The sequence below is a fragment of the Sulfurimonas sp. genome (assembly GCF_027056685.1).
Taxonomy (GTDB): Bacteria; Campylobacterota; Campylobacteria; order Campylobacterales; family Sulfurimonadaceae; genus Sulfurimonas.
In genome coordinates this window covers 1-12612 of sequence record NZ_JALUKE010000090.1, presented here as the reverse complement: position 1 = coordinate 12612, position 12612 = coordinate 1, and the positions used below count along the sequence as shown (strand labels likewise).

The 12612-nt window shown below is 36.7% G+C and carries 9 protein-coding genes and 1 pseudogene; 6 read left to right on the top strand and 4 right to left on the bottom strand.

Annotated features, from left to right (window positions below):
* Positions 1–155: 155 nt before the first annotated feature.
* A complete protein-coding gene (locus MVY38_RS04025) occupies positions 156–452 on the top strand; it encodes a toxin (protein ID WP_297483814.1) in 297 nt (98 codons plus the stop codon).
* Positions 449–715 (top strand): hypothetical protein, encoded by a 267-nt coding sequence (locus MVY38_RS04020; RefSeq protein ID WP_297483813.1) that lies wholly within the window; start codon positions 449–451, stop codon positions 713–715. The genes MVY38_RS04025 and MVY38_RS04020 overlap by 4 nt, the downstream gene beginning before the upstream one ends.
* Positions 716–740: 25 nt before the next feature.
* Here the strand turns inward: MVY38_RS04020 and MVY38_RS04015 are convergent, their stop codons facing one another.
* A complete protein-coding gene (locus MVY38_RS04015; RefSeq protein ID WP_297483811.1) occupies positions 741–2822 on the bottom strand; it encodes an ATP-dependent helicase in 2082 nt (693 codons plus the stop codon).
* Between the two features lie 113 nt (positions 2823–2935).
* On the opposite strand from MVY38_RS04015, the gene MVY38_RS04010 reads away from it, so the two are divergent.
* From MVY38_RS04010 to MVY38_RS04000, 3 genes are all read left to right on the top strand, one after another.
* Entirely contained in the window at positions 2936–3760 is an 825-nt protein-coding gene (locus MVY38_RS04010; protein WP_297483809.1) for a GGDEF domain-containing protein, read from the top strand.
* Positions 3761–3840: 80 nt separating this feature from the next.
* Positions 3841–6468 carry a valine--tRNA ligase gene (locus tag MVY38_RS04005; RefSeq protein WP_297483807.1) on the top strand — a complete coding sequence of 876 codons (2628 nt, stop codon included), beginning with the start codon at positions 3841–3843 and terminating at the stop codon, positions 6466–6468.
* A 1-nt stretch (position 6469) separates the two neighbouring features.
* Positions 6470–8008, top strand: a complete 1539-nt coding sequence (locus tag MVY38_RS04000) for a SulP family inorganic anion transporter (RefSeq protein ID WP_297483805.1) — start codon at positions 6470–6472, stop codon at positions 8006–8008.
* A 9-nt stretch (positions 8009–8017) separates the two neighbouring features.
* Here MVY38_RS04000 and MVY38_RS03995 read toward each other — a convergent pair whose 3' ends face one another.
* Together MVY38_RS03995 and flgH are read right to left on the bottom strand one after the other, a co-directional pair.
* Positions 8018–9457 carry a hypothetical protein gene (locus tag MVY38_RS03995; RefSeq protein WP_297483804.1) on the bottom strand — a complete coding sequence of 480 codons (1440 nt, stop codon included), beginning with the start codon at positions 9455–9457 and terminating at the stop codon, positions 8018–8020.
* Positions 9393–10118 carry a flagellar basal body L-ring protein FlgH gene (flgH, locus tag MVY38_RS03990; protein ID WP_297483803.1) on the bottom strand — a complete coding sequence of 242 codons (726 nt, stop codon included), beginning with the start codon at positions 10116–10118 and terminating at the stop codon, positions 9393–9395. The genes MVY38_RS03995 and flgH overlap by 65 nt, the downstream gene beginning before the upstream one ends.
* An 85-nt stretch (positions 10119–10203) precedes the next feature.
* Between flgH and MVY38_RS03985 the strand changes: the two genes are divergently transcribed.
* Positions 10204–10647, top strand: coding sequence for a GatB/YqeY domain-containing protein (locus MVY38_RS03985; protein ID WP_297483801.1), 444 nt, complete (start codon positions 10204–10206; stop codon positions 10645–10647).
* Between the two features lies 1 nt (position 10648).
* On the opposite strand, the pseudogene MVY38_RS03980 reads toward MVY38_RS03985, so the two are convergent.
* Positions 10649–12612, bottom strand: a pseudogene (locus MVY38_RS03980) (DNA mismatch repair protein); the annotation flags it as partial.

Genomic DNA, 12612 nt, shown 5'->3' with positions numbered 1-12612 from the left:
GTGTTGCAATATTTTGTATATCATTACTTTTAGTCGGTATAATTCCTTTAACATATAGTATAATAAGTAGGAGGAGACTATCATCTTTCATTCAAGCTTGACAAAATTTTCAAATAATATTAAAATACATTGTATATATATTTTAGGATTTCAATGTGTTTAAAAGTAAAACAATAAGATACAGTCTTGAAAAAAATGAGATACTCAAATCTACCCGAGATATATCATTTGAAGATGTAATTTTAGCACTTGAAAATGGCTATTTGCTAGATGATGTAGAACATCCAAATAAAGAAAAATATCCTAATCAAAATATTTTTATAATCTTGATTCAAATTAAAAATTATGTTTATCTTGTTCCTTATGTTGAAGATGATAAATCAATATTTTTAAAAACCATAATTCCATCAAGAAAAATGAATAAAAAATACAATAGAAAGGATTTCAAATGATAGATTTAGATGAATATGAAACTGATATACTTCAAAGTGTTGAAAATGATGAGTGGCAAAGTCGCGGTAGTATAGATAACAGAATAAAAGAGTTACAATCATATGTAAAGAATCAAAAGAAAAAAGCTATCTCTATAAGAGTTGGAGAAAATGATATTTATGAACTAAAGAAAAAAGCATTAGAAAGTGGTGTACCTTATCAGAATATTATTCAGATGCTTATTCATCAGTTTGCATCTAATAAAATTCAAATAAATGTTTAACAAGAGAACAAGGCAGATAAGAGAATTAATCTTTTTCTTTTTCTTCCTCTTTCATAACCATCGCCCTATACGCTTCATCTTTTGCAACCAATCCCGCTTCATATAAAAACTGACTCGCCATAAAATTTTGCTTTTTGATTTTGTCATATTTTGCATAACTGAGATAAAGTATGTCTTTTGCACGGGTTACTGCTACATAAAAAAGACGGCGTTCTTCATCTAAGCTTCCCCCTCTTTGCATTAGTTTACGGTTAGGAAAACGACCATCCATCAAATCTACGATGTACACTTCTTTATATTCCAAACCTTTTGAAGCATGCACACTTAAAAGGTTTACACCCTCACCTTGTGTTAAGTCGGACGAGCCTAAAATCATTGCGTTTAGAAATCTATCATGTTCAGAATATGGCTTAGAAAGTTCTTGAAGCAGTAACTCTTTTCTCTTTATTCTCGTAAGTGCTTCTGTTTTTTGTTTTTCATCTATCGAGCCATCTTTGAGCGTTGCTCTTTTTGTTGCTAGAACATCGCTAATGTACTTGTAAAGTTCTGACTCTGCAATTTTTCGCACAATAGTACGCGGTTGTTTAATACCTTTAAGGTCTCGAAAGAGCAGATAAAAGTTATGTAAAAAGGTAGCTGACTCTTTTGTCAATTTTGGGTATTTCAAAATTGGATTTTTCATAAACTTCGCTTCAAATCCAAGTTTTGCATATTTTCCCACCGCACCAAGTTCTAAGAAGTCATCAAAAAGACCTAGTTGATGATTAAGTTTTCTCTTCTCAAAAGGATTTTTTATTGACTCATCAGGTGCATAAAGTCCATAAAACATACTTCCAAGTCCCAAAGTTTTCAAGGCAATGTAGAGCTCTTTTGCCATAGCACTTCCGATACCGCGTGCAAATTCAAAGAGATGAATAAACGCCATCATATCTGACTCATTTACAAGCAAAGTGTAAAGGTCTAAAATAGCTTTAACCTCTTTAGCATCAAAAAAACTCGTACCACCCTTGCGTTTACAAGGAATGTCTAACTCACGCAAACCTACTTCTATACCATCGGCTGAAGAGTTGTTACGAAAAATAACTGCTATCTCTTCATGTAGCGTTTGGGTATCTCGTATCATAGCCGCTATTGCGTGGTACTGGTCGAAAAGCTCATCAAAAGCAAGAAGTTTAGGAGGCTGTGCATCGTAAATGCGTGTCACTTCAAGTTTTTTAGGGTAAATTCTTTCATTGTGTTCTATTACCCTACTCGCCAAAGAGAGAATAGGCACGGATGAGCGGTAATTTTTTGTAAGTGTTTGAACAACTGCATCAGGATATTTTGTTGTAAATGAACCAATAATGCCAATATCTGCACCATTAAAAGCATAAATACTTTGGTCATAATCTCCAACACAAAAGAGTGAAGGTGGATTCATAGCATCTATAAGTGTCCCTTGCAAGGCATTTGTATCTTGATACTCATCAACAAGCACCTCTTTATAGCCAAGGTCATCATCTTTACACATCTCTCGAAAATGGAGGAGCAAATCATTAAAATTTAAAAAACCATACTCTTTTTTAAGGGCTTCAAACTCATCGACAATATCCGCGTAAATCATTGCAAAGAGTTCATGTTCAGGATGACTCTCAATAAGCCATGCCTCAAAATCTTTTTCAAGCTCTGTATTTTGATAAAAAGAGTACATATCATAGAGGTAGTTACCACCATAAGCCGAAACCTCAGCATCAATATGTCCAAAAGAGCGTTTTTCATAGACAGAGCGAAAAAGGGTTTTAAGTTCTCGCTGCTGTTTAAGCACCACTCTTTTATCTCTCTTTTTCAGCCATCTATAACTCACGGCATGAAAAGTTCCTGCATCTATCTTCTTTGCAACCCCTGCACCAAAATACTCAGCCACACGAGCAACCATTTCAGCAGCAGCTTTATTTGTAAAGGTAAGAAGAAGTATCTCATGTGGTTCAACACCACTCTTTAACAAATGCCCAATTCTTCCTACAATAGTTGAAGTTTTCCCCGTTCCAGCCGAAGCAATAATAAGATTTTTACTAGCATTGGAGGTTGCTGCTGCATGCTGTTCTTCATTTAAACGGGATAATGGCACAAGATGTTCCTACTGCTAGATTTTTTAAGAGTGAGATTATACTTCTTTTACTATTAAACATTCTCCTTTTTTTGTGATATAATCCTCTAATAGCAAAAGATGGATGGATATTTATGAGTATAAATGAGAAAGAATTAGAAATACTTTCAAATGAAGTAAAAAACTCAATTGAAGAGTTACCTATTGTTACGCCTTCTGTTTATCGTTCTATTTTTGAAGAATATGCAAAAAAAGAGCATATCGAAATTGATGATGAAGTGGAGCTTTCTGAAAATGTAGTCGCAAAACAGTGTTCAAAGCTTACAACTCTTCAAAATGAAACCTACAAAAATGCCAATAATCTTAGTGAAAATACTTCAAAAGCCATTGATGCCATACAAAGTAAAGATACTGCAAGCCTGCAACAGATACTAATAGAGACAAAAAAACTGCGTGAAGAAGTTGAAGGCTTAAGAGCTTCTCTCTACAGAGATGAGCTCACTCATGCGCTCAACAGAAAATGGCTCCGAGATAAATGCCTTAGTGAAGCTTCAAACAGCTTCTCACAGAGTGGTGTTTTAGCTATTATTGACCTTAATTACTTTAAACAAGTGAATGACACACACGGACATATTATAGGAGATAAGGTACTCATTTTTATTCTCAATGAATTAAAAAAGATTGGCTATCCTGTCATTCGCTATGGAGGAGATGAGTTTATAATTCTCTTCACAAACTTTTCGGACCTTACAAAAGCAAAGAAATCCTTAGAAAAGCTTCGAGAAAATATCATTAAGAAGAAACTAAAAGCCCATAACGCAGCAACATTTACAGTAAGCTTTTCATTTGGTCTTACTGCGTTTAAAGAAGGTGATTCTCTTGATGAAACCATTGAAGCAGCGGACAAACATATGTACGAAGATAAAATCCAAATCAAAAAAAGAGTCACAGGCATCTAAGTGACTCTCTCTTAAAGCAAACCCTCACCTATTTTTAGATATAATCGCGCAATTTTTACTAACTATTACAAGGCGATTTCATGTCAGAAAACAGATACAATCCACAAGAGATAGAAAACAAATACTACCAAATTTGTGAAGATAGAAAATACTTTGAAGTCGATGGCAACAAAGCTATTCAAGAAGAGGGGAAAAATTTCTCTCTTATGATGCCACCACCAAATGTTACAGGGCGTTTGCATATTGGTCATGCACTTACATTTACACTCCAAGACATCATTACTCGTTACAAAAGAATGGACGGATACAAAACACTTTGGCAACCAGGGACTGACCATGCAGGTATTGCTACTCAAAATGTTGTAGAAAAACAACTACTTGCTGAGGGCACAACAAAAGAAGAGATAGGTCGCGAAGCATTTTTAGAGCGTGCTTGGAAATGGAAAGCTGAATCTGCTGGAATTATGACCGAACAACTTCGTAAAATGGGTGTCTCTCCTGCATGGGAGAGAGAACGGTTTACTATGGATGAGGGGCTACAAAAATCTGTAAAAGAGGCATTTGTGCATCTTTACAATGAAGGTTTAATTGTTCGTGGAAACTACATGGTAAACTGGTGTACACATGATGGTGCTTTATCGGATATTGAAGTAGAACATGAAGAAGAAGATGGAAAATTTTACCATATGCTCTACCACTTTGCAGATGGAAGTGGTAGCGTAGAAGTTGCTACTACAAGACCTGAGACATACTTTGGAGATACTGCCGTTATGGTTCATCCTGATGATGAGAGATACAAAAATATCATTGGAAAAGAGGTTCTTCTTCCACTTTTAGACAAAAAAATTAAAATCATTGCTGATGACTATGTCGATATGGATTTTGGAACTGGTGTGGTAAAAGTAACCCCTGCTCATGACCAAAATGACTACGAAGTCGGAAAACGCCACGATTTAGAGTTTATTACTGTATTTGATGAAAAAGGTATTCTCAACGATTATGCTGGAGAGTTTAAAGGCATGGAGCGTCTTGAAGCAAGAGAACCGATTGTACAGAGACTTCAAGAAGAGGGTTACATTGTAAAAATAGAAGATCACAAACACCAAGTAGGACACTGCTACAGATGTAAAAATGTCGTTGAGCCATACATCTCAAAACAGTGGTTTGTACGCAAAGAAGTAGCTGATAAATCAATAGAGAAGACAAACGCAGGTGAAGCTCAATTCTTCCCTCCACATTGGATAAACTCATACAATTCATGGATGGGTGAACTTCGTGACTGGTGTATCTCTCGTCAACTTTGGTGGGGACATCAAATTCCTGTATTTTATTGTGATGATTGTGGACATGAGTTTGCTTCACAAGAGGAGCATCCTGATGCTTGTCCAAAATGTGCAAGTAAAAACCTTACGCAAGACCCTGATGTTCTTGACACTTGGTTTAGCTCTGCACTCTGGCCATTTTCTACTTTAGGCTGGGCGCATGGCGATACTGCTATGGACAAGCTTTTTGAATCAAATGATATGAAAGATTTCTATCCAAATACCCTCCTTATTACAGGATTTGACATTCTTTTCTTCTGGGTTGCTAGAATGATGATGATGGGTGAACACTTTAATGGACAACTTCCATTTAACCATATTTACCTTCATGCACTTGTTCGTGATGAGCATGGGCAAAAAATGAGTAAATCTAAGGGAAATGTCATTGACCCTCTTGAGATGGTAAATAAATACTCAGCAGATGTACTGCGTTTTACCCTTGCAATTAGTGCTGCACAAGGGCGTGATATTCGTATGAGTACAGAAAAACTAGAGTTAAACCGTAACTTTACAAACAAACTCTACAACGCTACAAAATACTTACAAATGAATGTGGATACTTTTCCAGATTTAAGTGGTTTTTGTATTAAGAGTGATTTAGGTCGCTATATGATGAGTCGCCTTAATTTCGCTACAAAAGAGGTGCGAACTTACCTTGATGAGTATAAGTTTAACGATGCTGCACTTACCATGTATAGATTTTTATGGAATGAATTTTGTGACTGGGGAATTGAGCTAAGTAAAGCAGATAAAGGTGCTATTGTAGAGCTTGGTGCGATCTTTAAAGAGGCTATGAAACTCCTACACCCTTTTATGCCTTTTATTACAGAACATCTTTATCATGAACTTAGTGGCACAACGCTTGAAGAGTCTGAATCTATTATGATTAAGAAATTCCCTCATAAAACGAAACAACGAAAAGAGGAGGCAAAATTTGAAATCATTATGGATGCTATTGTCTCTATTCGCCGTGCAAAAGTGCTTGTAGATTTAGCAAACCAAAAAATTGCAAAAGCCTATGTAAAAATTGATGGCTTAAGTGACAAAGACAAAGAGATGATGACACCTTTCATTGCTCGTCTTGCAAAAGTAGAAGAGCTTTCTTTCACGCAAACAAAAATTGAAAACGCAGTAAGTGATATTGCTAATAAATGTGAAACTTTTATTCCTACTGATTCTATTGATTTAGCACCTATCATCAACAAGCTAACAAAACAGTCAGAAAAACTCGATAAAGAGATAGCAAAACTCAATGGAATGCTCAACAACGAACGATTTGTTGCAAATGCTCCTGCTGATGTACTAGAGAAAAACCGTGAAGCCCTAGCAGAAGCACAAAGCAAACAAGCAAAAGTGCTTGAACAACTCAACTCTCTAAAGGCGTAGTTTGTTCGACATAAGAAAATACAAATCACAAAACATTAAAAATGACATCCTCTCTGGGCTTGTCGTTGCTGTTGCACTTGTTCCTGAAGCTATTGCATTTAGTTTCATAGCAGGTGTTAGCCCTATTGTCGGACTCTATACTGCGTTTATACTAGGACTTATTACTGCTCTCATTGGTGGTAAACCAGGTATGATTAGTGGAGCAACGGGAAGTGTTGCTGTTGTTATGGTGGGACTCGTTGTTATGGTAAATGCAAAACTTACTGCTCTTGGTATGAGTGGTGACACCCTCTACATACATATGCTAAACTATGTACTCCTTGCTACCATTTTAGCAGGTGCAATTCAAGTGCTTTTTGGTGTTTTTAAACTTGGAAAATTCATTCGTCTTGTACCACAGCCTGCCCTCTATGGTTTTGTAAATGGACTTGCCATTGTCATTGCTATGGCACAGTTTAAGTTTTTTGATGGGCAAGGTGCAAGTATGTACATCATTGTAGCTATTACTATGCTTATTATGTATTTTTTACCAAAATATACAAAAGCTATTCCCTCTGGATTAGTCGCTATTGTTGTGCTTACTTTAATTGTCTATGTGACACATCTTGACACACTTACAGTCGGCTCTTTAGCAAACCTTTCAGAGTTTCAAGGCAAGCTTCCTCATCTTATTATTCCAGATACTCTCTTTAGTATGAGTGCCATTATTTTGGTGCTTCCTTATGCTGTCATTATGGCTCTTGTTGGTCTTATAGAGTCACTGTTAACACTTGCTGTTTTAGATGAAATGAGTGGCGTTAGAGGGAGTGGAAACAAAGAGTGTATAGCACTTGGATGTGGAAATATGGCAAGTGGATTTTTCGGTGGTATGGCTGGATGTGCAATGATAGGTCAAAGTATCATCAACTTTACTTCTGGTGGTCTTGGTCGTCTCTCCTCTTTTACAGCTGCAGTTGGACTTCTTGTCTTAGTTGTTTCCATGACAGATGTTCTTAATGCAATTCCTGTTGGTGTTTTAGTTGGAATTATGTTTATGGTGAGTGTTGGAACTTTTGAATGGTCTAGTTTTTCACACCTCAAACATATGCCAAAATCTGATGTGTTTGTTATGGTTACAGTTACCATCATCACTGTTTTTGCAGATTTGGCAATAGCTGTTATTGCAGGTGTGATTGTCTCAGCACTTGTATTTGCATGGAAACACGCTCGTATTTTTTCAAAAGAGTATATGGAAGAGGATGGTACAAAAGTTTATGAGCTTGAAGGTCCACTCTTTTTTGGAAGTGCTACAACATTTTCAGATACTTTTGACATTAAAAATGACCCACAAAAAGTTATTATGGACTTTAAAAATGCGAGAGTTATGGACTTTTCAGGTGTTGAAGCTATAGATAACATTGTAAAAAAATATGAAAAAGAGGGAAAAACACTCCATCTTCGTCATCTAAGCCAAGATTGTAAAAAAATCCTTACAAAAGCTGGTCCTCACTGTACTTACGAAGAGGATGATCCAACCTATAAAGTCGCTATTGACTACTAATAAATTCTTCTATCTCAGATAAATAAACTTATCTGGGATGACTGATCTATACTGTGGCATACTCTCTCCAACATTTGCATCTATATATGTCGGATCTGCTATGACATAGCGTTTGCCATGCACATGAACCCCTGCTCCATTTATTGGAATATAAAGCGCTGTTGCCATATGGTTTGAGTACTGCACTCCTACAACAGAGATACCAAAAAGTTTTTTTACAAGCCTTGCATAGAGTGTTGCCCTGTCTTCACAATCTGATTTATCATAGTAGAGTGTCTCCTGTGCAAACATTACTTTCTCTTTGCCAAATTGCTGTTGGTCTCGTTCATATTTAAACGCAGTCTGCACAAAACGCAGTAAAAAATCAAGTCCATAAGTCATCTTTTTTCCATCCAAATAAGGCTTAAGAGACTTTTGTATATCAAATAATGTCTCTTCTTGCAGTGGTGTAGAAAAATAGACGCTATAGCTCACTTGAGGATATGTATTCATAAAATCTATAAAGTTTTTATTGTAGCGATAGGAGATAGAATATTGTCTATTTTGCATACTAAATGTGCGTGTTTTACTTTGAGTATTTTGCACAAGGAGTGGTAAAGTATCTAAAGAAAAATCAACTGCTTTTGTTGCGTTTGGATATGATTTTGAGTAAGTATAAAGAGCGCCATGTATAGGATTTTTAGAGAGTAAAAAATAGCTTTTACCTTCAATTATATATTTTGCTGCTGCATAAATCAGCTGTTTTGTTCGGCTAAGTAGTGCAATATGTTGCGCATGTATTCCTACTTTTGTATCGTAACCGAGTTTATTGAGTAAAAACCAGGCAAAGAGCTTTTTGTCATCTAAATCACTAAAAGTTTTATCTGCTATCTTTTGCACAAGCAGATAAACTCCCCATTCATTAAGCTTCATACTCTTAGAACTCTTTTTTATCTCATATAAAAGGGGATTGTAATCACTTGATGCAAATATGCTAAATGCATTAATAATTCCATTTCTATTTTGAGGATAAAAACGCGCCCTTTTTACCTTTGCATCGACACTAAAATGCAGTAGTGAGCCGAAAAAACCCACTTCAAGACCTTTGCCCGTTTTTAGGAGTGGAGCAGCTTGTTTTTGAGCTTTTTTTAGCACTTTAAGATGAATATTTGGTCCACGAGCAAGAACTGGCTGTATACTTGCGGGCAAAATAACTTTTGGCTTTGCTTCTTTATAGAGCGAGGATGAAATAAAAGAGTTATATTCACTCCATTGTGATTTTAAATAACTCTCAAACGCAGTATCTTTTTTATCTTTATATTGGCTAAACGCAGCGTTTTGCACTCGTTGAAAATCTTTAAAACTACCTGCCTCTGCAAGGCTAAACGCAGCGATTAGTAAAAGACTAAAACGGCCAAACTGATTGAATGATTTTTGTTCCCCATCCCTGTTGTGTTGCACGATCCACATCTCCCTCTGTTTTATATAGTATCTTCGCATCACTTATTTGTGAAGAGCTAATTTTATTGTTTTGATCAATGTCATATGGACGAATCACACCGCTTATTTGTACAACTTGCTTTTGATCATCTATAAGAATCTCTCTACTGCCAGATATAAAATAGTTACCATTTTTAAGCACTTTTACAACCCGTGCCGATACTGTCGTTGTAAAGCTTGCATCTTTTACTGCTGTTCCACTCCCCTTAAAATTTCTTGTTGAATCTGTTTGAAATCCTACATTTGTATAGCCATTGAGTCCGCCCATCTGTGCTTGTATTCCGGAATTTGCTGTACCTGCATTAGAAAAAAGTCCACCACCAAGCTTTGAGCTATCTACATTTGAGAGTTGTTTTGTACCAGTATTGGAACTTTTTGCAGTTTCTGAGATAACAACTGTGACAATATCATTTACATGCATCGCTTTATGATCTGAAAAGAGTGGATTTTCTCCCTGCCCAAATATACTGCCCGTAGAGGTAAAGTCCTGTCTTTGCTCTTTTTCCGGCATCTGCTCCACATAAGCAGGAGGCTTAAAGTTTATCTCAGGATCAGTCAAATTTGCTGTACATCCACTAAATACTATCGACACAGATAACAATACAAAACTACTACGCAAAAATTTATTCATACATTTCCAATAAGAGAGACTAATTTTGCTATAATGATAGCAAAATTAGTTCCATTAAATTTTACAATTATAAGGATTGCCAAAAATGTCATTAAGAGAAACTGTTAACCAAGATGTAAAAGTCGCTATGAAAGCAAAAGATACAAAAAAAAGGGATGCACTGCGTTTACTTACGAGTGCTTTTAAACAGATCGAAGTCGATGAGAGAAAAGAGCTAAGTGATGATGATGTCATAAAAATCATTCAGACACAAATTAAACGCAGGAATGATGCTGCCACGCAGTATAAAGATGCAGGACGCGATGATTTAATGCAGCAAGAACTTGATGAGATTTCATACTATGAAGTATATCTTCCAACGCAACTTACAGATGAAGAACTTGAGAGTGCCCTCAAATCTATCGTAGAAAAAGTAGGTGCGACATTTCCTAAAGATATGGGAAAAGTAATGGGTATGGCTTCAAAAGAGCTTGCAGGTCGTGCAGATGGCAAACGCATCAGCACTTGTGTCAAAGCACTACTGGCTTAGTTTACCAATCATCCAAGACGAAGCCTTTTGGCTCGTCATCTTCAACTTTTTTTACTTCCACATTCTCATTTATCTCAGGTTCTTGTACCTTTTTGGGTTCTGCTTTTCGAATCTGTTGCTCAAACTGTAACTCAAGACCTTTACTTGTCATGATAAAACCATTGACATGGAGTTTTCCATCGTGAATTTGGTTGTGGTGTTCTTTACAGAGTGGTACAAGATTATGTTTGTTATCTTTATGAAAATGTCCTATAAAACCGGCTTTATCTGCAAGTGATTTTTGAGAGATATGATGCACATCTTCTGCAACTGCCCCACAAATTATACATTTCGTCACATAAAGTTCTTTATTGTACTTTGATTTTTTCTTTTTCACCAAAAGTTCAAGCTCATCATAATCATTGGCAAGCCGTTTTCTAATTGCGTTTGCACTCTCTAAAAACTCACTGTCCATATGGAGCGATTTGGCAAATTCAAGTCCATAAATGCTGCTTCCACTACCTTGTTGCAGCACACGGTTAAATATCAACTTATCACCCACCTCATCATACTCCACGCTCAAATGCAAATCGACAACATTATTAAGTCGCGTAGTTTCTTCCATAGTAGAGAGCTGATGCAAGTGCGTTGCAAAGAGAAAGAGACAGCGTATCTTTGCAAGTTTTCCAATGGCAGAAGCGACAATCGCCACCCCTGAGAGCGTCTCAGTTCCATGGCTTATCTCATCACCAAGTACCAAAGAACGAGTCGTTGCACGGTTAAATATATTTTTCAGTTCAAGCATCTCAACCGCAAAAGTTGAAAGCCCTTTTGCGAGATTGTCTTTTGAGACAATACGCGTAAATATGGAGTCAAATATACTAAACTTCATCACCGCAGCAGAGACAAAAAATCCAGACTGAGCCATAAGTACAGCGATGCCAATGCTCTTCATCAATGAAGATTTTCCACTTGAGTTGATGCCGTACAGAAGGACACCATTTATCTCATGCCCGTCATGCACACTCACATCAAGCATCACAGTTTTTGGGTGAGGCAGGTCAAGATAGTCACGATTTCCCATCACTATATCGTTGGGAACATAAAGCCCTCCTCTCTCTTGCACTTCTATGAGAGGATGTCGCAGCTGCATTATCTGCATAAAGTTCTCATCACGCTGGGCTTCAACTATCATAGGGCGTGAATGCTTGTACTCTTGTGCAACTTTTGAAGAGCTTACTCCGACATCCAAATCTGCCACATAGCTAATGACACGACCAAACAGCAGTGAATAGCGTCTCTCAAAAAGTGCTTGAAGCCCAATATAGCGCTCTTTTACAAGTGTTACAATTTTACGTCGGTTTTTCATAATGTTATCGGAGAGTTTGTCAGTAAACGCAGAGGTTATTTTGACATTGTTTGTCAGTTTTTTGACATTAAATTCTGCAAAGTATTCACTCTTTTTAAACGCAGCCTCAATAAGAGAAAAACGGTTTTTACTGATAGATATATAGTAACCTTCTTTTTCTAAAAGCCCCAAAGTAACTACTTTTGTGCTACTCGCTGCGTTTACAGCACGTAACAGCTCTTCAATTTTTCCGACTATGTCTTCAAAAGCAAGCAACATGACACTGTTTTCTTTGACAAGCGTGTCAATGGCTTCATCTACACCACTCATTAAGAAGTTTTCATCGACCGTTGCGTTTGTAAAACGGCGTGAAATATCCAAATCTATGGTTTTGGCAATATCTCGTAAAAACTCTTCTACCTCACTCTCATGAAAAGGTGTTTTTTGAATCTTATATTTTTTAACATACTGCATCAACTCTTTGACACTCACCATCGAGTCATACATATGGTTCATCTCAAATGGGTGGAGTCTTCCCAGATTGAGCCTACGTGCCAAACGCTCCAAGTCATACACCCCACGCATCATCTCATCCAGATAACGCACATGAGAAGAGACTCTCTCTATAAGATTATATC